The organism is Streptomyces sp. NPDC005955 (genome assembly GCF_042871255.1).
In the GTDB taxonomy this organism is placed as follows: domain Bacteria; phylum Actinomycetota; class Actinomycetes; order Streptomycetales; family Streptomycetaceae; genus Streptomyces.
The window spans coordinates 128,265-148,890 of record NZ_JBIAIF010000015.1; the positions used below are offsets into that span (position 1 = coordinate 128,265).

Below are 20,626 nucleotides of genomic sequence, written 5' to 3' on the forward strand. Positions count from 1 at the left end.
GTCACGGACCCTCGGTGACGTAGAGGCCGGCACCGGGCACCTTCCCTCCGACCAGGGCCGGCGAGGCGGCGGCGAGTTCGGTGAAGAGCGCGGTCAGTTCGGGGCGGGCGTCGCGGGCGCTGCGGTAGGTGGGGGTGAGGCGGTCGAGCAGTCGGGTGACGAGCGGGCCGGGGGCTCCGGTGCGCCGGGCGACCTGGGGGGCGATCGCGGCGGGCCGGTCGGCGGCGCCGCGGGCGGAGCGGGTGAGGGCGCGGTGGAGGTGTCCGACGAGTTCGGGGTGGTCCTCGGCGAACCGGCCGCGGACGCCGACGGCGTAGGTGGGCAGGCTGCGCTGTCCGGTGGCCTTGCGCCACTGTTCGCCGAGGGTGAGGATCTGCTTCTTGGGGCGGCCGACGGACGCGGCCCGGCTGAGCGCCAGGCTGGCCTGGTGCTCGGGGAGCAGTGCGTAGTCGACCTCGCCGGCGCTGACCGCGGTGAGCAGGTCGGGGAGGCCGGGGTGGTTGACGACGGTCAGGTCCTCGCCGGGGGTGAGTCCGTTCTCCCGGGCGAGGTGGCGGAACAGCACGTCGTTGACGTCGCCCTTGAACGGGATGTGGACGGTGGCGCCGCGCAGCGAGGACCAGGAGGGTGCCGCGTCCCGCGGGCCGACGAGCACGTCGACGGGTCCGCCGACGACACCGAGGATGCGCACGTCGACGCCCCGGTTGTGCAGGTTGGCCGCGATGTTGCTGGGGAGGGTGAGGACGTCGACGGAGTTGCTGGTGAGTTGGGTGCGGATCTCGTCGGGGTTGCGCAGGGCGCTGAAGCGGACGTTGCCGGCCTCGGAGGTCAGTTCCCGGTCGGTGCGCAGTCCGGCGGTCGCGGCGTCGAGCACCGCGTTGGGGGCGACGGCGATGCGCAGGCCGGTGTTCTCGCCGCCTGCGCCGGGCCCGGCGCAGGCGGCGAGGAGGGTGAGGGACGCCAGGAGTTGCGCGGCGCGGACGGGTCGGTGGCGGGTGTGCGTGGTCACTCGTGGGCTCCTGAGCGGTGGGGGTGGGGTGGCGCGGGCGGCCCGTCCGGCGGGTCGGTGAGGTGCGCCGTGGGGTGCGCCGCGGCGAGGGCCCGGACGACGGCGCGTGCGGCGCGTTCGGCGGCGGCGGGGGTGCGGGTGGCGGCGGGTGCGTCGAAGTCCAGGACCTGGTGACCGGTGGGTCCCAGGACCAGGGCCCGGTCGGCGGTGACGGCGGCCTCGTGGGGGTCGTGGGTGGACCACAGCACGGTCGAGCCGGCGTCCCGGGCGAGGGCGAGGAGGGTCTGCCGCACCTCGGCGCGCAGGTGGATGTCCAGTGCGGAGGCGGGTTCGTCGAGGACGAGGAGCGGGGCGCGGACGATCAGGGCCCGGGCGAGCGCGACGCGTTGCCGCATCCCGGTGGAGAGTGCCGCCGGGTAGGCGTCGACGGAGCCCGCGAGGCCGAGTCCGTCGAGGAGGTGGCGGGCGCGGACGAGGTCTGCGGCGGCGGGGCGGCGGCCCAGGACGAAGACCACGTTGTCCAGGGCGGTGCGCCAGGGCATCAGCCGGGGTTCGGCGAAGGCGTACCCCACGCGGTCGGGCGCCGTGACGGTTCCGGTCGTCGGGCGGTGGAGACCGGCGGCCAGGCGCAGCAGGGTGCTCTTGCCGACGCCCGAGGGTCCGAGGACGGCGAGGGTGGTGCCGGCGCGCACGGCGAGGTCGAGCCCGTGGAACAGACGGTGCGTCCGGTAGCGGTGGCCGACCGCACGGAACGTCACTCCTCCAGTGGACATGTAATCCCCCAAGTCATCTTGAGCCCCTGACGACTTGGGCGAGGCTAACAAAGGTCTGCCTGACCTCAGTGGTTCGGTCAGGCAACTGCATCGCAGGCAACCAGCCCTTGCACGCATGCAGTTGGGGAGCAGCGGCGAGGGGCACGGACGCCGGGCGGCCAGTTCTTACGAGAGCCTGACGGTGCGGCCGTTTCCCTCGCCCCGCGCTCGTGACGGCTTGTTCACTGGGGCCTCCCGAGTTGCTGATGCGCATGAGGAGGTAGGTGGCTGATGGTGGAGAGAATCGTGGAACGTGCACGGCCGTCGTCCGGGTGGAGCAGTGCCCTGCTCGACGGGCTGACGGCCGAGGACCGGATGCTGTTCCGCACGTTCGGACAGGGACCGAGTCGAACGGTGCCGTACGAGCTGGTGCACCGGGCCTTCGAGGACCAGGCCCGGACCCGACCGATGACGATCGCCGCCACGCATGACGGGCGGAGCATCACCTACGGCGAACTGGACCGCCAGGCCGAGCGGTTGGCCCGGGTGCTCGCCGACCGGGGGGTGCGCACCGGTGACCGGGTGGCGGTCTTCGTCCGTCGTTCCCTGCCGATGCTCGTCGCGCTGCTGGGCACCTTGAAGGCCGGCGCTGCCTACGTCCCCCAGGACATCGGCATCACTCCGCGGGCCCAGCTCCGGCACGTGCTGCGGACTTCCGGGGCGCACACCGTGCTCACGCTCTCCCCGTACGAGGACCGGGTGCCCGTGACGCCCGGCACCAGCACGGTCGCCGTCGACCTGTTGATGGAGGAGCCGCTGCCCCTGCTGGAGGAAGCCCCGCCCCGCCCAGGCGTCGGACCCCGCCCCGAGCCCGACCCGGGCGGTGAGGACCTCTGCTACGTCCTGTTCACCTCCGGCACCACCGGACAGCCCAACGGGGTGGCCGTCACGCACCGCAACGTGTGCAACCTGCTGCACACCGCGCCCGGTCGGCTGGGGATCGAACCGGGGATGCGGGTGAGCCAACTCCTCAACATCGCCTTCGACATGGCGGCCTGGGAGATCCTGGGCGCACTGAGCCACGGTGCGACCCTCGTGCTGCGCGGCAAGGACTTCACCGAGGCGGTCCGCGAGGCGGAGGTGATCATCGCGACGCCGACCATCCTGTCGGGGCTGGACCCCGCGGACTGCACCCGGGTGCGGGCGGTGGCGGTGGCCGGGGAGCCGTGCCCCCGCGCCCTCGCCGACCGGTGGGCGGCCGTCTGCGACTTCCACAACGGCTGCGGACCCACCGAGACCACGATCGTCAACACCGTGCAGCGGCACACCCCGTCGGCCGAACGGCTGACGATCGGACGCCCCGTCCCGAACACCACCGTGTACGTCCTCGACGACCACGGTCGGCCGCTGCCCATCGGCGAGGTGGGTGAGATGTGGGCGGGGGGCGCGGGAGTGACCGCGGGATACCTGGGCGACCCCGGGCTGACCCACGAGCGTTACCGGGCGGACCCCTTCGTCGGGGCGGGGCAGCTGATGTTCCGCACCCGGGACCTGTGCCGTTGGACCCCCGAAGGCGAGCTGGAGCACCTCGGACGCACCGACGACCAGGTGAAGGTCCGGGGCTTCCGCGTCGAACTCGACGCGGTGTCGGCCGTCCTGGAGTCGATGCCCGGCTGCGTCAGGGCGGCCACCGTACGGCTGGACGGCAGCACCCTGGTCTCCTTCGTCTCCCCCGGCAGCCTCGGGCCGGCCGCTGCGCGACGCGCGGTGGCCGACGTCCTGCCGTACTACTACGTCCCCGAGGAGGTGCACGCCCTGGACCTCCTGCCGCAGACCAGCCGGGGCAAGATCGACAAGGCCGCGCTGGTGGAGCTCGCCGAACGCCTGCGGGACCAGCGGCTGCGGGACGAGCGCTCGGACGTGGCCTCATGAGTACCGTCTCGCGACCGCCCACCAGCGCACCCGACGCCGAACGGCTCGTGGTGCCCCCGCTGCCGCCGCCCGGCCCGCTCGTCCGGCGCGTACTGGGGCATCCGCGGTTGATCCCCCACCACCGGTTGCTCGTGTCCGTCCTGCTGGTCAATGCCGGGGTGCTCGGGTACGTCGTGGCCTCCCCCGGCCCGGTTCCGGTGGACACCCTCTCCCACGCGGCGCTGGTGAACTTCACCCTGGCCGTGCTGATCCGCCAGCAGTACGTGATCAACGCGCTGTTCAGGATCGCCACGGCGGCACCCGTGACCTGGCCGTTGAGCGTCAGATGGGCCCTGTCGAAGGTCTACCACTTCGGCGGGCTGCACATCGGCGGAGCCGTCGCCGGAACGCTCTGGTTCCTGGCACTGACCGTGCGCCTGACCCACGACGGGGCGCCCCTCGCCACCCTCCTCGTCTCCTGGGCCCCGGCGGTCGTGCTGACCGTCGTCGCGCTCACGGCGCTGCCGCCGCTGCGCGCCCGCTTCCACGACGCCTTCGAGCGCGTCCACCGCTTCGGCGGCTGGGCCGCACTCGCCCTGTTGTGGGCCCAGACCCTGCTGGTCGCCCACGACCGCGGGACCTCCCCCGTCGCCTCGCCCGGCCCCTGGCTGCTGGCACTCGTCACCTTCAGCATCGCCCTGCCCTGGCTGCGGCTGCGCCGGGTCCCGGTCGCCTTGGAACGCCCCTCGTCCCACGTGGTGTTGGCGCACTTCGACCACGGGGTGACCCCGTTCGCCGGCTCCTCGACCGCGATCAGCCGTTCGCCGCTCACCGAGTGGCACTCCTTCGCGAACGTCCCCGCACCCGGGCGCAGCGGATTCCGGTTGACGGTCTCCCGCGCCGGAGACTGGACGGGGGAGTTCATCGACGAGCTGCCGGACACCGTGTGGGTCAAGGGCATCCCCACCGCGGGAGTCGCCAACATCGAGACGCTGTTCCGACGGGTCGTGTACGTCGCCACCGGCAGCGGGATCGGACCGTGTCTGCCGCACCTGTTGGCGGGGACCGTGCCCGCCCGACTGGTGTGGGCGGCCCGCAGTCCCCGGGCGACCTACGGGGACGCCCTGGTGGACGAGATCCTCGCGGCACAGCCCGATGCCGTGGTGTGGGACACCGCGACGGACGGCAAGCCCGACATGGCGGCCCTCGCCCACGCCGTCTGGCAGGAATCCGGCGCGGAGGCGGTGATCTGCATCTCCAACCGCCGGCTCACCCGCGCGGTGGTGCAGGCCCTGGAGCAGCGCGGCATACCCGCGCACGGCGCGATCTGGGACTCCTGACCCGCACGCCCACCCCGCTTCCCCACACCCCGTACCCCCCTACCGCTCCCCGCCCCCACGACCCCCCGGAGGAGACATGCCCGACCATCTGAAGGTGGAGCGCCACGACCGCGTGGTGACCGTCCGCCTGCACCGGCCCGAGGTGCGCAACGCCCTCAACACCGCCCTGTTGGAGGAACTGCTCGACACGCTCGGCCCGTTGGACGGCGACCCCGAGGTGGGCTGCTTCGTCATCACCGGTTCCCACGGCGTGTTCGCCTCGGGCGCCGACATCCGGGAGATGGCCGAGCGCAGCGCGCCGGAGATGTTCGCGGCGGACTGGTTCGCCCGTTGGGAACTGTTCGCGTCCTTGCGCACGCCGAAGGTGGCGGCGGTGGCCGGCTTCGCCCTGGGCGGCGGCTGCGAGCTCGCCATGATGTGCGACACGGTCATCGCCGACACCACCGCGGTCTTCGGCCAGCCGGAGATCACGCTCGGGGTGATCCCCGGCATCGGCGGGACCCAGCGGCTCACCCGGCTGATAGGCAAGGCCAAGGCCATGGACCTGATCCTCACCGGAAGGACGATGGACGCGGCGGAGGCGGAGCGGTCCGGGCTGGTCGCACGACTCGTCCCTGCCGGCGAACTGGACTCCGAGGCGGCCGAGTTCGCGCGGGTGATCGCCTCGCGCAGCCGGCCGGCGGCCCTCGCGGCCCGGGAGGCGGTCGGTCAGGCGCTGGAGTCGGGACTGGGCGAGGGCTTGCGGTACGAGCGGCGGGTCTTCCACTCGTTGTTCGCCGGCGCCGACCAGAAGGAGGGGATGCGCGCCTTCCTGGAGAAGCGCCCCCCGCAGTTCGGACACGGCGCCCCGTAGCGGCCGTCGCGCCGGTGGCCCCGGGCGGAGCAGGAGCTCCGGCCGGGGTCCCGGGCTGCCGGAGCAGCCTAGAGCGGTGCGACGGGAAGGGTCAGCTCGAAGCGGCATCCTCCCGGCACGTTGTTGACGCGTACCCGGCCGGAGTGGGCCTCGACGATGCCGCGCACGATGGCGAGGCCCAGCCCGGCGCCCCCCGGTGGGGTACGGGCCTCGTTGCCGCGCCAACCGGGGTCGAAGACGCGGGGCAGGTCGTCCTCGTGGATGCCGCCGCAGCTGTCGGTGACCGCGAGGGTGGCCCAGCGGTCGCCGCTCATCGCGCAGACCGCGACGGCGCCCCCGGCCGGTGTGTGGTGGATGGCGTTGACCAGCAGGTTCGCCAGGACCCGCGTCATCTCTCCGGCGTCGACCTCCACCGGCACCGGCTCGACGGGATCGTTGAGCAGGCGGACCCCGTGTTCGGCGGCGAGGGCTTCGGCACCGGCGAGGGCGTCTCCGACGAGGTCGTGCAGGGAGGTCCGCACCGGGTCGAGGGACAGGGCACCGGCGTGGATGCGGGACAGTTCGAAGAGGTCGGAGACCATGCCGTCCAGCCGTTGCACCTCGGCGCGGATCTGTCGGAAGTAGCGCTCCGGGTCCCTGGCGACCCCGTCCTCCAGCGCCTCGGCCATGGCGCGGAGCCCGGCGAGCGGGGTCCGCAGGTCGTGCGAGATCCAGGCGACGAGTTCCCGTCGGGAGGCGTCCAGCGCGCGTTCGCGTTGTCTGGACGCCGCGAGTCTGGCCGCGGACGCCTCCAGTTCCCGGCTGAAGGACGCCAACTCGGCCGTGGCGGGCGTCTTGGGGCTGGCGAAGCTGCCGTCGTGTCCGAACGAGCGGGCGGCGAGCGCCAGTCCGCGGCTGCCGGCCGCGACCCGGCGGCCCAGGAGGACCGCGGTGGCGAAGGAGGCGAGCGCCGCCATGGCCACCACCACCGTCACCACCTTGAGGTCATGGGCGTTCATCAGCAGCATCGCCCAGGAGACCGAGAGGGTGCCGGCGAGCATGGCGAGCACCGCCACCGCCGCCACCACGGTCACCGAGGCCATGAGCGATCGACGGCGCAGCAGGTGCAGGGCCACCACCCCGGCCAGTCCCGCGCACACCGCGCCGAGCAGGGCGTACACCGCGATGAGCGCCAGATCAGACATCACCGTGAACCCCCGGGTAGCTCCCCCGTGCGGCGTCCGCGAAGCGGTAGCCGATCCCCCAGACCGTGTGGATCAGGGCGGGGGCGGCGGGGTCGTCCTCGATCTTGCTCCGCAGCCGCCGGATGTGCACCGTCACGGTGGAGAAGTCACCGAACTCCCACCCCCACACCTCACGCATCAGCGTCTCGCGGGTGACCGCCCGGTCGGGGTGGTGGAGCAGATAGGCGAGGAGGTCGAACTCCCGCAGGGTGAGGCTGACTTCCCGCCCGTTCTTGGTGACCGTGCGCCCGGCCGGGTCAAGCGTGAGGCCGAACCGGGACACCAGGCGCCCGGGCTGCTCGACGGTGTTCGCCCGGCGCAGCACCGACGCCACCCGCAGCACGAGTTCGCGCGGGCTGAACGGCTTGGTCAGGTAGTCGTCCGCGCCGGTCTCCAGCCCGAGGACCCGGTCGCTCTCGTCGCCGCGGGCGGTCAGCATGATGACGGGCACCGGTCCGGTGCGGAGCAGGGTGCGGCAGACCTCCAGGCCGTCGATGCCCGGCAGCATGAGGTCGAGCACGACCAGGTCGGGGCGGCGCAGCGCGGCGGAGCGCAGGGCGACGAAGCCGTCGGGGGCGTGGGCGACCGTGTGCCCGGCCTGTTCGAGGTAGCTGACGACGACCTCAGCGACGGTCGGATCGTCCTCGACCACCAGAACGTGTGTCGGCGTGTGGTGCATGGCCCCAGCCTCTCAGGGGCGTGCACGACGCGTGCGCAGGGCCGGCGGGTCTCCGTCCCGCCGGCGCAACGCCCGGTGGAACGCCCGGTGGAGCGCCCCCTGGAACGGCCGGTGGAACGGCTGTTGGAGCGGCCAGCAGAACGCCCCGCCGAGGCCGGGGCGGGGCGTTCCGCGTTCTCATCTGCGGTACTGCGGCGGCAGGGTGACCGCCCTGCCGTACGGCTGCGTCACCCCGCCGTTCCTACGCGTAGACGTAGAACTGGGTGTGGTCCAGCACGCTCTGGGGCGATGCGTTGGTCCAGGGCGGCATGGTCTCGTTGAGGTCGATCACGTCGGTCGTGCCCCCGGTGGGGAGGTACTCGGCGCTGCTGGGGTGCAGCGCGTGCCACTCGACCCAGAGCTTGTCGACGAACGCGTGGTGCAGCCAGAACACCGGGTCGTTCGGGGAGACGCTGGACTCCATCTGCCCCCACACCCAGGTGTGCACCCGGTTGTGCATGCTCATGTAGCCCGCGGAGCCTTCGAGGGTGGAGCGGAAGCCCGCCGAGCCGTCCCGCCAGGGCGCGGAGTCGTAGGTGGGGATGGCGAGGGCGGAGTCGACCTCGGCACGCGTCGGCAGGGTCGGTACCCGGTAGCCGAGGTTGCGGGCGAGGAAGGGACGGCTGTCGGCCTGGATGGTGATCGGCCACTGGCCGGCCGAGTAGGCGAAGGGGCCGTCCATGACCTGGTCGTCCAGGGGGCGTCCGGTGCCGCCGAGGAAGTTCGGTGCCCACAGGGAGGAGCCGGCGGTGTTGTCGACGGTCCAGTCCCAGTAGGGGATCGACACCTGCGGGTTGACCTTCTGGAGCTCGTTCTCGAAGTCGATGAGGTACTTGCGGTGCCAGGGCAGGAACGACGGGCCGAAGTGGCCCACGTATATGCCGGTGTTCATGTCGAGGGCGAAGCGGAGGCGGTGCGCGGCGACGAACTCGTCGTACACGCCACTGGCTTTGAGGGCCAGCACGGCGTCGACGAACGCCTGCTTCTCGGCGGACGTGAGGTTCGCCTGGTTCTTGCGTACGGTCATGGCGGTTGCTCCCGGCTCAGGCGGTGGGGTCGAAGGGGACGATGGCGGCGCCCTTCAGTGAGATGACCGCGGTGCGTGCGGCGTCGTGCGGGGTCGCGAACCTCTCGTAGTGGTTGATGGTGCTGCTCCAGCCGCTCTTCCCGTGCTGCATGACCTGGAGTTCGCGGCCGTCGACCAGGACCCGGTAGCCGGGGCCGTGTCCTGCGTGGGCGTGGGTGCGGGCCTTCGCATCGGGCAGTCCTTGGATGCGGCGGCCCTGGAAGACCTCGTCGAACGGTGCGAGTTCGCCTTTGCCGCCCGGTGCGGCGGCCTCGGCCGGTGCGCTGCCGGCGGTCGCGGTGGCGACGCCGGCGAGCACTGCGGTGCCCGCGGCTGCGCCTCCTACGGCTCGGATGACCTGACGACGGGTGAGTCTGGACATGACGAATGGACCCCCATAAGCATGGCTGAGGCGACCCCCCAGGTTGTTTGCGGGCCGCCGCGACCATGCCAACACGGGGAGTGATCGCCGCAGAAGGGGGACCGGTTCGGTTGGCTGCCATACGGACACGTTTCGCAGGCCACGGGGGTGCGACCGGACGTGTTCTTACTGCGCGTCCGGGTCCGGGGGTTTCGGAACCGTAGATTCCATCGTGAACGTGCCACCTACATGGAGATCTTCCCGGCGACGGCGGCCCGTCATGCGGCGGGGCCGCGATCCGAACATGGCCGGAAAGGGGAGCGACGTTATGCGACGAAGACCCCAAGTACCTCGTTTGCCGGTCCCGTGCCGTGCGCCGCCGTCACGGGGGCGGCGACGATACTGACCGTCATGACCAGCGCACCCGACTCCCCGGCGGCACCGTTCTCCCAGATCAGGATCAGGACGGGGGCCCTGGTGTTCTGCGGGAACGACGTCGCCCTCATCCGACGGGACCGCACCGGCTCGGTCCACTACTCGCTGCCCGGCGGCAACGTGGAACCCGGCGAGGACCTTCCGCTGGCCCTGCGCCGGGAACTCGCGGAGGAGCTCGACCTCGACGTCGACCGGGCCGAGGGCGGCGAGCTCGTGTGGCTCGTCGACCAACGCGTCAGCCGTCCCGGTCCCGTCCCGCCCCCGCGCAAACTCCATCTGGTCTACCGTCTCCACGTCACCCCGGACCTCCGCGCCACCCTCGCGGAGGCCGAACGGGACGAGCTCCCCGACGGCAGTCACGAGGTCGGCGCCATCGAGTGGATCGACTACCGGAAGACCGCCGGGCTGCCGATCTACCCGCCCGTCGGGCCCGCCCTCGCCGCCCTGCCGAACCCCCGCTCCACCGTCGCCGACGCCGCCCTCGAAGCGTTCACCGACGAGAACTACACCTGGAGGTGATCCGCCCCGGCGGTCCGGCGGCTGCCCCGTCGCCTACGGACGGGCCGCCATGCACCGGCGCAACAGCGGCTCCAGTCGCCACTGGGTGTCGTCCCGGTCGAACACCTGGAGGGCGTCCAGGCAGTTGACGACCCACCGGGCCTCGTCCTCGTCCTCGATCCGGACCGCCACGGCGGTCACCGCGCTCTCCAGGTCGAAGGGTTCCTCCTCGAACTCGTCGTCGAGGACCCGGTACCCCGTGGTGAGCAGGGGGCTCGCGTACACACCGGTCTTCTCGGCGAACTCGCGGGCCCCGCCGCGGTCCGTACCCAGGCCGGCCAGTCGGCGCAACACCTCCTCGGGGTCGCCGAGTTCGCCGTGCAGGCGGTACGCCCGGTCGACCAGGACGGGCCAGCCGCTGGTCAGCTCGTGCAGACGGTCGAGGCGGTCCTCGGTGTGGAACATCTCGATGCGCTGGGCCCAACCGCGCAGGCTGCGACGGTCGTGGCGGCGCAACACCACGGGTGCGGCGGCGACCGGGTCGGCGCCCGTCAGCAGGGACCGCCACAGGGCCAGTTGGTCGGGTGCGGTGACGATGACGACCGCCCGGGTCACCCCCGGCGTGGTGGGCAACAGGGTCTCGGCCAGGTCGACGGCCTCCCGGCAGGTCCCCGGCCGGGCCGGGTAGCGGGCGAAGTCGCTGATGACGACGCGCCGTTCCCGCGGGAGCCCACCGGTGAGCTCCTGCTTGTAGACGCTCGGCTTGCCGACCGGCGGCAGCCTCCAGTCGGCGATGCGCCCGGCGACCGTGCGCAGGGTGTCGCCGACGTCGGTGACACCGGTGGCGGGCGTGCCGAGGACGACCCTCGTCTGGTTGGAGCGCTCGCCGAGCAGATCGTCCAGTTGGGTGATGGTGAGCGGGGCCGGCCGGCCGTCGGGCAGCTCGGGCCGGCCCTCCTGGACGATGCTCTCCTGGAGTTCGCAGTCCTGCTCGGCCCGCAGCAGACGGGCGTCCACCTCGTGGGAGGTGCCGATCATGCGCAGGGCGTTCGGGCCGCGCAGGTGCCAGCCCTGGCCGTCGTGGTTGGGCGCGAGGATGCCGAGGCCCACCATCTCCGAGAGGTAGGCGCGGAAGCCCTCGGTGTCGAGCTGTTCGAAGCCCTTGCGCCAGAACGTCTCGCACTCCTCGCGCAGTTCGGCGTCGCTCAGCCGCATCTCCAGCCCGTGGTGCCGGGCCTGGTACGCGAGCACGTTGGCGATCACGTCGTAGCGGTGGTCCAGGCTGAGCGTGTCCTTGAAGGCCGCCGAGATGCCGTCACGGAGGCCGGTGTCCGACTCCACGACCTCGATGTCGGCGACGTCGACCGGGTACGGGGGCCCTTCGGCGCCGCGCCGCGCCCGCTTGCGGTGCATCAGCTCGACCAGCCGGTGACCGAACATCTGGAGCAGGAACGGCTGGTAGGAGCAGTAGCCGAGCACCCGGTTGACGAGGTCCATGTCGTGGAACTCGAAGCCGAGCGCCCGCATGGGTTCGACCAGGAGTTCCGCGGCGAACTGGGGGGCGAGCGGGCCGATCACCTTCGGGGTCTGTGCGAGGTGGCCGAACGGCCCGTTGCTGGCGAGCTTGGAGAAGCGCTGTACGGAGTGCAGGCCGGCGAAGACGACCTTCGCGCGGTCCTTGGTGTCGGAGCCGAGGCCCTTGAGCTTCTTGGTCTGGTCGAAGCGCGGGGCGTCCGCCTCGAAGAACTGGTCGCACTCGTCGAGCAGGATCAGCAGCCGGCGCCGCGAGTCCCCGTCGAGCCAGACCCGGACGGCGGCCCGTACCCGTTCGGAGGTGTCCTGGCGCGAGCGGCGGCCCTGCGGCCGACCCAGCACCTGCGCCGCGACCAGTTCCCGGTCCAGTACGCTCCACAGCGCCTGCGGCCCGAGCGAACTGCCCTTGCCGATGTTCTCCTGGTCGAGGTTCACGTACACGGCCTGGTGGTAGCCGGGGCGTTGCTCCGCGAACCGTTCGCCGGCGTCACTGAGCAGGGCCGACTTGCCCAGTCCCCGGCCGCCGAAGATGACCTGGGTCCCGCGCGGGTCGAGGATGCTCTTGCGTTCGGCGTCACGGCCGTAGAACATCTCGCCGCCGATGCGACCGCGCTTCTCCCGGATGTACGGGTTGATGCCGGAGAACGGCAGCAGCGTCTGGGTGGCGGTGCTGACCTGGCGGTTCCCCCGGGCCGCGAGATAGGCGAGGGCGGCGTCGTCCACGACCAGCAGCGGTTGCAACCGGGGTGAGGCGACGGCGAGTTCGATGCGGGCCGCCCGGCTGAGCGTGCCGAAGTAGACGACCAGCAGACTCGCTCCGCTGGTGTCGCGCTCCGCCAGGCTCATGACGACCTTGGCGGGCGGACGGCCCCAGACCATCAGGACGCGCAGGGTGCCGCCCTGCTCCCCGATCTGCGAACCGAACGCGGGGGCCTTCGCGCGGCCGTTGATCTCCACCTCGGTCACCTCGAAGAGGCGGTACTCGCGTCGGTGGGGGGACCGCTCGTCGAGCGGTCGGGCGCTCTTGGCGTCGTAGCCGAGGAGCTTGAGGGCCGGCAGCAGTTGACGTCGCGCGGACACTTCGAGCCGGTCCTTGCGCTCGGTGGCGCCCAGTTCCCGCCAGTCGTCGAGCGCGTCGGCCGCCAGGGCCGCCTCGTCGGTGGAGAGGGCCCCGTAGTCCAGGACGGGGACCGTGGGGTGCTTGCCGCCGGTCCGGACGAGGTCCACGAACTCACGGTCGATGCCCGTGCGCAGGCCGTCCGGCACCACCGGGAAGAACTCGATCAGATGGGACTCGCCGGTCTCGATCTCCGGGACGGGTTCGCCGATCTCCAGGAAGTAGACGAGGTCGGCGGCGGTGGCCAGACCACCGGTGTCCAGGTGCCGCAGGACCTGGGCCCGCTCCTGGGTGGTGGGGTCCGCCGCGTCGAGCCGGGCGCGGATCCGGTCGGCCGCCTGCTGCCGGAAGGTCGGCAGGTCGCCGGTGACGGCGTCGAGCGCCCGACGCACGTCCATCAGGTCGTGCGCCTCGGTGTCGTCGAGGCGGATGCGGGCGTCGGCCAACAGCTCCTGCAGGCACAGGTCCTGGTCGTCGGTGACGGCGCCGTCGGCCTGCGCGCGGTGCAACTCGGCGACGAGTTCGTCGTGCGCCAGCCGCAGCTCCCCGCGTCTGCTGGTCTCCCGGTCGGCGATCTCGGCCACGGTGGGCGGGGTGAACCCGGCGGTCGGGGGGAGGGGCAGCATCCCGCGGCCGGCCAGGTCGACGAGGGTGCGGGCCGCGGTGAAGGCGTCCCGGGCGAGCCGTTCGGCGAGGGCGTCGTCCCAGCTCCGGGCGACCGCCGCGAGGAGCCGGTCGAGCGACGGCCGTTCGTCGAGGGTGTCGCACACCTTCAACAGCTCCACGTCCAGGAGCAGTTCGGGGGAGACCGAGGCGTCGGGGCGCATGGTCGCGGTGTCGCCGCCCAGCAGCGCGAACAACTCCTCCATGGAGGTGCGGGCCGCCCAGACCGTCGCGGCGGCGACGCTGCCCCACCGACGCGACGGCGGCTCCAGTTCCCCCAGCACCGCGTCCTTGCCGTCCAGCAGGGAGCGGCGCAGGGAGGAGATCTCCTTGACCGCCCGATCGCCGTGGGACCGGTCGCCGCGCCGGATGCCGTCGACCGCCAGGCACCATTCCCGGGTCAGTCCGACCGCCCGTTCGATGAGCTGCACCAGGTCCTGCCGCCCGGAGCCCTGGAGCGGCTTGCCGCTGGAGGAACGGTGCTTGCGGTCCATGCGGTCGATCTCGTTGTTGACCTCGGTCAGTTTCGACAGGCGTTCGGCCTGCTCCCGCACCCGTGGCACGGCGACCCGGTCGTCCCGGACCACCGTCGTCAGAAGCGATCCGAGCATCCCGTCGTCGGGGGCCAGCCAGTGCTTGGCGATGTCGGTCGCCCGGGCGAACCGCAGCCGCTGCGGGGCCAGCAGGACCCGGCACTGCTCGCGCAACTCGCCCAGTCGGGCCTCGGTTTCGGAGACGTCGGCGATGACGACCAGGGGCGAGGCGGTCATCAGGGCACCGCTGAGGGCACGGTCGGCGACCGCGGTCGCCACCTCCCCCAGACGGTCCGGCAGCCGGGGCACCAACGCCTTGAGCTGCGCGCCCGCCAGGTGGTCCCCGGTGATCAACGCGGTGCGCAGCAGAGCGGGCAGCAGGACGAGTTCGCTGCCCTCGCCGTCCCGTCCCACGTGCCCGCCGTCCCGTTGCAGCAGTTCCGCGGTCAGCCGGGCGCCCTGGCTGTCCCCCGAGGTGAGCAGGGCGGCGGCACCGGCCAGCCGGAGCGCGGCCACCTGCGGCTGCGGACGGCCGGCGGCCCGTGCCAGGTGGTGGGCGAGCCCGAAGCGCCGTTCCAGGACGAGTTGCGCCAGGGCCCGTTCCACCGCGGCCTCGCCGGTGTCCCGGCCCGCGGACACGGCAGCGGCCGGCTCCCGGGGCGGGGTGTCCTCGGCCCGTGGTGCGACGGCAGCGGTCGGGGGCGCGGGGACCGCAGCCGCGGGGGCGGGGTCGACGTCCAGGGGTGGCACCGGGTCGGCCGGCCCGGTCTCCGTACGGCGCGGTGCCACGGTGGCCGACCGGGCGGGTGCGGTGGATCCCGGCTCCGACGTCGTGTCGGGCGCGCTCTCCCGGGTGGTGGGTCCGGCGGTCTCGACCTGTGGGTTCGGGGCCGTTTCCCCCGGCCGGGCGGGCTGCACGGCGCCGCGGTCGCCGGCCACCGTACCGTTCGCGGACCCGGTGGTCGCTCCCGGCTCCGGACGGGCGGGTCGGTCGGGCTCGGCTCCGAGGAGGGCGTCGCGCTCCGGCGGCAGGGCCAGTTCCGCTGCCATGACCGCCGCCGTGGCGCAGCCGGGCAGCACCCGGACGACCTGCTCCTGAAGCGCCAGGATCTCCGTTGCGGCGTCCGACTGCCGTCCCAGCCGGACGAGCCGCGCCAGGGCGGCGAGCGCGGCGCCCTCCTCCCGTTGCGTCCGTCCCCACACCGTGGTGTCCAGCAGACGGCCGGCCGCACCGCGTACGGCCTCCGCGCCGGAGGCCGCCGCGCTGTCCGGACGGCAGGCGACGTCCAGCAGTTGCCGCAGCGTCTCGCGCGTCCGGCGGTCACGGTCGTGTGCCGTCCGGTACGCGCGTGCGGCGCCCACCAGGTCGTCCAGGCGACGGGGCACCGCCTCGATGCCCGCCGCACGGAACACCGCTTCGACCCCGTCGAAGACCTCGCCCAACGCGCTCAGCGACGTCAGGTCCGCGTCCTGCGGGGGGCGACCGTCGGCGACCGCTTCGGTCACCCGCGTGGCGCACTGCCGGGCCTGCGTGAGGGCCGCCGCCAGCCGTCGACAGGCTTCCTCCGGGTCCGTCGTCCGTCCCAGGGCGTCCTCGGGCACCGCCGCGGGCGGCTCGTTCCCGAGGACGGGGTCCGGGGCGGCGGCCTTCGACGGGGACGCGTCCGGGGTCGGTCCTTCGGGCGCGGCGGCGCGCTGGTGCAGGACGTGGCCCGGACGCGGGCGGCGCTGCTCCTGCGGTGCGTCGGGGTCGAAGTCCGGGTGCTCCGCCAAGATGGACCGGGCCGCGCCGCCCACGGCGGCGAGCCGGGCGCGCTCCTCCTCGTCGGCCCGCGCGGCGAACCAGTCCTGGTCCGCCGCCCAGGCGAGGACGTACGCGCCGGCGACGGAGGCGTTGCACCAGGCGAAGACCGCGGCCCGGACGAGTGTCGCGCCCCACCGGGACACGGGGTCGGTGACCGTCTCGTCGTCCCGCGCGAAGACGAACCTGCCCACCTGGCTCCGCACGGTGCTGGTGAGTTCCCTGACTCCACAGGTGCACATGTGATGTTGCCGGGACTCGCGCCGGAGCCGGGTGAGGACGTCCCGGCACAGGGCGCCGCCCGCCCGTCGGGGCGCTGCCATCCGGATGCCCAGGCTGCCGAGCAGTTGTTGCCGGTTCCTGGGCGGCAGGGAGTTGAAGGCGAGCTCCACCATGCCGACCGTGAGGTCGTTCAGGGCGGCGTCCGGGTGTTGCACGGCGTTGAGCGCGGTGGCCAGGCCCCCGAGGGTGTCGGCTGACGCGCCCGGCGGGGACAACGGTGGCCCCGTGACGACGCGGTAGCGGTCATGCATGCGTACGTGCTCCGTTTCTGTGGTCGTCCTGTCGGTGGTTCCCGGGGCGGCTCGGTCGACGTCGGCCGAGCCGTGAACGGGGGGGGGCGCGTGGTGACCGGGTGAGCGGTCGAAGCCGAGCGGCGTGCGCCGTGCGAGCCGCGAACGGGTCAGGTGCCGCGCGTGTGCTCGGTCACGAAGGTGTACCCGTGCGGCAGTTCCCAGCCGTCCGCCTTGCCGAGTCTGCGGCAGTGCTCCCGGAAGGCCGCTCTCTGCACGTCGCTCGGCGCAGAGCCGGGCAGCAGCCGGCGTAGGTGGCCGGGCACGAACTGGACGCCGCGCGGAGTGCCGTCGTCCGGGCCCGCTCCGCCCCAGGGGCGTACCACCCGCGCCCGGGCCGGACGGTAGCGCAGGAGCGGGATCGTCGGTTCGGCGCCGCGGGCCGGGAAGTGGGGTCGGCCCCAGGGGTCGCGGCTGCCGAGGGCCGGCTCCAGGAGCCGCTCCGCGAGCAGGTCCGAGACCGCCGACTCCAGTGCCGCGGCCTGTGACCGCGCCGGTCTGCGCCCGTAGGCCGCACGCGGCAGGCCCGAGCGGTCCAGCAGGGCGTGGCCGTCCGGGGTGAGCAATCCGCAGCGGCGCACCGTGCGCAGGACCAGTTGCCGCGGGTCGAGCCCCGCCGCGGTGTCGCCGTGGCGGTCACTGCCCGGAGCGTCCTCCCGGGTGAGGACGCACGGTGCGAAGCAGTGCCCGACCACGCGGTCGCCCATCTGCACCGGCTCGTCGAGCGGTGCCGTGGCCACCCGGACCACCGGGCCGCCACGGAGCCAGGACAGTTCGAGCAGCAGGCCGGGGAAGAAGTCGCGGGGCCAGCGGACTCCGGTCAGGCGGCCGCTCCCGTCCCCGAGTTCGGCGGTGGTCTCCTGGGGTCCGCCGTTCGGGTCCGCGGTGCCGCCGTAGTGGTCGATGGCGAGGCGGGTCGCGGCGCGTCGGCCGTGCGCCCGGCCCAGTTCCCGCGCGACCTGCGGGTGCAGGGGGAGCCAACCGTCGATGAGGTGGGCCAGCCTCAACGGGGACCGCCAGACGATCTCGTCCGGGTCGGACCGCAGCAGTTCGTCGGGGCCGAGGTCGGCGTCGTCGACGAGGGGGAGGTCGACCGGATCGACCTCCGTGGTCGGTTCCGGCTCGCCGGGCACGGGGTCCGTGGACGCCCAGCCGCGGCCGGCCGGGTGCAGGGGATCGCCGGGGGGTTCCGCGTCCCCGGGATGGTGGGACCGCCATACGCCTCCCCCCTCGAAGGCGTCGTCCAGGGCGATCCGGCAACCGTTCCCGAACCGGCCCCGTCCGCCGTCCAGTCGGACGGCTTCGGCGAGTGCGACGTTCGCCCGGAACACCGCCGTCGCATAACCCGGGCCCCCGAGCGCTTCCGCCGCCCCGGGGAACCCGCGCAGCCGTGGGCCGACCGCCGTGTACACGGTGACCGGGGCGGTCAGACCGTGGCGTCGCCGTGCCGGGACGGCCGCGCGTTCCACCGCTGCCACCAGGGACCTGAGGTCGTCGCCGCCCAACGGTCCGGCGTCCTGCCAGCCGGCCGTCAGCCGGGTCCGGGGCATGGCGTGGTGACCCCAGGTGCGCAGGGCCCCGGAGGAGTTGAGGACGCCCCGCACCGTGTCGAGGAGACCGAGCAGCCCCGCCCTGAGGTCGTCGTCCCGGGCGCCGCCCACCAGTTCGGCGAGGGAGACGGGCACGAAGGGGCTGAGCAGTTGGGCCCGCGCGGTCGTCAGGAGGTGGTGCGCGTAGGAGGTCGGCTCGTCGCGCCGGGCCGCCTCCCGGGACGGATAGCCGACGTCGACGACGACGTGGCCGTCCCCGTTGATCCAGCGCCGGCGCATCCGTAGCCGGTGGAGCTGGGCCGGTGACGGGCTCAGCGCCGGCCCGAAGGCGTGGAGGTCCGGGACCAGGAGTTCCCTGCGCACCGGGGCGGCGCCGGTTCCCGGGCGGCCCGGCCCTTCGGCGCCCGCGGGTGCCCCCGACACCCAGTCCGGCACGTCGCCGAGGGCGCCGACCTCCGGGTGGGCCCCCTCCCGGTGGACGATCTCGGCGTAGAGCGGGTCGGAGCCGGTGGCGACGCACACCATGGCCCCGACCGGGAGCACGGGAGCACGCGCACCGAGGGTGATCTCGGGGAAGTCGTCGAGCCGGAGCGGGCTGCCGCCGTAGCCCTCGCCGCCGAGGTCGTAGCCGAAGTACACCGCGTTGAAGGCGACCGTGGTGTGCACGGGCGCCCGGCGGGCCGTGACGACCGCTTCGAGGTAGCTCCGCAGCCGCTCCCGGTCCTGCCGGGGCACGGCGCCGTGGCCCCGTGTCATGCAGGGGGTCAGCAGGGGCCGGTCCCCGTACGGGTCGGGCACCTCCGCCCCGTGGTGCTGCGCCTGCGACCGCCCGCGTGCGCCGACCGTCGCCGTTCCCTGTGGGTCCCCGCCCATGACACCTCCGCCGCACCACGGAACACCCGAGCCCGGCATGCGGTAGTTCCGCAGACTATGCCTGCGCATGGCGATCCGGAGGCACCTTGGTCACATTGCGCCGGATAGCAGCGGCTCACGGCGAACTCCGAAGCGGGCCGTGCGGCGTTCCCCCGCCGGGCGGGAACCCCCTTGCCCGGGTGCCGAGTTGTCCGCTTGCCGGGGTGACGTCCGCGGGGGCGCCGGGGTCGCGGAGCCGGGCCCCGTGCCCCGACGCCGCTGACGCCCCCGGCTCAGCGCTCCACCGCGGCGTCGGCCGAGGTGAGCTGTTCGTCCTGGGGGTCCGCCAGGGCCACGGGACTGCGCCACGACCGCGTGATCGGCTGTGTCACGGCCCCCCACCACGGTTCGGTCGGGAGCGGGCCCGCGGACTCGAAGGGCTCACCGGGCTTGGGGAGGGCGACGGCCTGGCCCGCCTCCTCGGCCGCGTCCTTCGTCCACTCCTCCGGCTCCGCCCAGGCGTGCGGGGCCAGGTTGAAGGTGCCCCAGTGGATCGGCAGCAGCACCCCGTGCGGCCGACCGCCCTGGAGGTCGAGGTGCGCCCGCAATCCCTCCGCCGGGGTCATGTGGATGTCCGGCCAGAAATCGCTGTACGCACCGATCTGGATCATGGTGACGTCGAAGGGTCCGTGCTCCGCTCCGATGTCACGGAAACCGGAGAAGTACCCCGTATCACCGCTGTGGAAGATCTGGTGCTGGTCACCGGCCACGACCCAGGAGGCCCACAGGGTGTTCTGCTCGTTGCGCAGCCCCCGACCGCAGAAGTGGCGGGCGGGCGAGGCGGTGAGGCGCAGCCCGGCGACGGTGGTGGACTCCGACCAGTCCAGTTCGCGCAACCGGTCCGCGGGGACGCCCCACCGTTCCAGGTGCGCGCCGACACCGAGCGGCACCGCGAACACGGTGTCCGTGCTGGCGAGCGCCTTGATCGTGGGCATGTCCAGGTGGTCGTAGTGGTCGTGGGAGATGACGACGACGTCGACCGGGCCCAGTGCGGCCAGCGGCACCGGAACGGGATGCAGCCGCTTGGGGCCGACGAAGGCGAACGGTGAGCAGCGCTCGCCCCAGACCGGGTCGAACAGCACCCGGTGCCCGTCGATCTCGGCGAGGACGGTGGAGTGCCCCATCCAGGTGATCCGCAGGCCCGTGGCGGGGGGCTGCGCCAGTTCGGCGAGGGTGTCCCGGTGGACGGGGATCGGGCCCTGCGGAGCCCGGAGGAGGCGCTGCTCCTTGTCGAAGTAGACCTTGGCGAAGCGGGACGCCGAGCCGGAGGGGCGGGTCCGCGCCGGCACCGGGTTCCGGAACGACCCGTCCACGAAGTGGGGCGAGCGCCGGATCCGCTCCAGCCGCTCCCCGGCGGCGTCCGCACCGAAGGCGGCGGGGCGCAGGGCGCGGAGCCCGGATCGCAGGGAACGAAGGTGGGTCACGGTGCCTCCTGGGTGGAGTTCGGTCGGCGGTTCCCATTATGAGCGGCACCACGGACGGTGCCGGGCCGTGCACGCCCCCGGCACGTCCCCCACCGGTGCCGCCGGTGCTCCACGGTGCGCCGTCCGCGGTGTCGCCTCCGACGGAACCCGTCCGTCGGACGGGTGGCGGGACCGCACTGCGTACGTCCGAAGGGTGATGCGGGCGACCCGCATCTCGACGAACCGGCCTCGTACCCTCGGCCGGCGCGCCACGGTCCGTGGCACTCCGGCGAGGACCCGACCGCGCATTACCTCTACCAGGTAGGGGTAAGGAGGCGGCTGAGTGCGCCCACGGGACGACTCGACGCCGTACCAT

The 20,626-nt window shown here is 73.3% G+C and carries 13 protein-coding genes; 4 read left to right on the forward strand and 9 right to left on the reverse strand.

Annotated elements, in window-relative coordinates:
* Position 1 precedes the first annotated feature (1 nt).
* Positions 2 to 1,009: an MqnA/MqnD/SBP family protein gene (locus ACFYOU_RS28700; RefSeq protein WP_391309602.1), complete on the reverse strand. Its 1,008-nt coding sequence runs from the start codon at positions 1,007 to 1,009 to the stop codon at positions 2 to 4.
* Positions 1,006 to 1,782 carry an ATP-binding cassette domain-containing protein gene (locus tag ACFYOU_RS28705; RefSeq protein ID WP_391309604.1) on the reverse strand — a complete coding sequence of 259 codons (777 nt, stop codon included), beginning with the start codon at positions 1,780 to 1,782 and terminating at the stop codon, positions 1,006 to 1,008. Before ACFYOU_RS28705 ends, ACFYOU_RS28700 begins: the two co-directional genes overlap by 4 nt.
* Before the next feature lie 270 nt (positions 1,783 to 2,052).
* On the opposite strand from ACFYOU_RS28705, the gene ACFYOU_RS28710 reads away from it, so the two are divergent.
* The 3 genes from ACFYOU_RS28710 to ACFYOU_RS28720 all read left to right on the forward strand — a co-directional run bounded on the left by ACFYOU_RS28710 (position 2,053) and on the right by ACFYOU_RS28720 (position 5,865).
* Positions 2,053 to 3,693, forward strand: coding sequence for an amino acid adenylation domain-containing protein (locus ACFYOU_RS28710; RefSeq protein ID WP_391309606.1), 1,641 nt, complete (start codon positions 2,053 to 2,055; stop codon positions 3,691 to 3,693).
* Positions 3,690 to 5,012, forward strand: coding sequence for a hypothetical protein (locus tag ACFYOU_RS28715; RefSeq protein WP_391309608.1), 1,323 nt, complete (start codon positions 3,690 to 3,692; stop codon positions 5,010 to 5,012). The genes ACFYOU_RS28710 and ACFYOU_RS28715 overlap by 4 nt, the downstream gene beginning before the upstream one ends.
* Before the next feature lie 76 nt (positions 5,013 to 5,088).
* Positions 5,089 to 5,865 (forward strand): enoyl-CoA hydratase-related protein, encoded by a 777-nt coding sequence (locus tag ACFYOU_RS28720; protein WP_391309610.1) that lies wholly within the window; start codon positions 5,089 to 5,091, stop codon positions 5,863 to 5,865.
* Positions 5,866 to 5,933: 68 nt separating this feature from the next.
* Here the strand turns inward: ACFYOU_RS28720 and ACFYOU_RS28725 are convergent, their stop codons facing one another.
* The 4 genes from ACFYOU_RS28725 to ACFYOU_RS28740 form a co-directional block, all read right to left on the reverse strand.
* Entirely contained in the window at positions 5,934 to 7,049 is a 1,116-nt protein-coding gene (locus ACFYOU_RS28725; protein ID WP_391309612.1) for an ATP-binding protein, read from the reverse strand.
* Positions 7,042 to 7,767, reverse strand: a complete 726-nt coding sequence (locus ACFYOU_RS28730; protein ID WP_389770635.1) for a response regulator transcription factor — start codon at positions 7,765 to 7,767, stop codon at positions 7,042 to 7,044. The genes ACFYOU_RS28725 and ACFYOU_RS28730 overlap by 8 nt, the downstream gene beginning before the upstream one ends.
* A gap of 241 nt (positions 7,768 to 8,008) precedes the next feature.
* Complete coding sequence (locus ACFYOU_RS28735; RefSeq protein WP_389770637.1) at positions 8,009 to 8,833, reverse strand: tyrosinase family protein; 825 nt, start codon at positions 8,831 to 8,833, stop codon at positions 8,009 to 8,011.
* A 16-nt stretch (positions 8,834 to 8,849) separates the two neighbouring features.
* Entirely contained in the window at positions 8,850 to 9,254 is a 405-nt protein-coding gene (locus tag ACFYOU_RS28740; RefSeq protein WP_389770640.1) for a tyrosinase cofactor, read from the reverse strand.
* Between the two features lie 390 nt (positions 9,255 to 9,644).
* On the opposite strand from ACFYOU_RS28740, the gene ACFYOU_RS28745 reads away from it, so the two are divergent.
* Positions 9,645 to 10,187 (forward strand): NUDIX domain-containing protein, encoded by a 543-nt coding sequence (locus ACFYOU_RS28745; protein ID WP_391309615.1) that lies wholly within the window; start codon positions 9,645 to 9,647, stop codon positions 10,185 to 10,187.
* A gap of 33 nt (positions 10,188 to 10,220) precedes the next feature.
* Here ACFYOU_RS28745 and ACFYOU_RS28750 read toward each other — a convergent pair whose 3' ends face one another.
* From ACFYOU_RS28750 to ACFYOU_RS28760, 3 genes are all read right to left on the reverse strand, one after another.
* Positions 10,221 to 16,346: a hypothetical protein gene (locus tag ACFYOU_RS28750; protein WP_391309617.1), complete on the reverse strand. Its 6,126-nt coding sequence runs from the start codon at positions 16,344 to 16,346 to the stop codon at positions 10,221 to 10,223.
* Positions 16,347 to 16,495: 149 nt separating this feature from the next.
* Positions 16,496 to 18,808: a hypothetical protein gene (locus ACFYOU_RS28755; RefSeq protein ID WP_391309618.1), complete on the reverse strand. Its 2,313-nt coding sequence runs from the start codon at positions 18,806 to 18,808 to the stop codon at positions 16,496 to 16,498.
* A 272-nt stretch (positions 18,809 to 19,080) separates the two neighbouring features.
* Entirely contained in the window at positions 19,081 to 20,271 is a 1,191-nt protein-coding gene (locus ACFYOU_RS28760) for an MBL fold metallo-hydrolase (protein WP_391309619.1), read from the reverse strand.
* Positions 20,272 to 20,626: the final 355 nt, after the last annotated feature.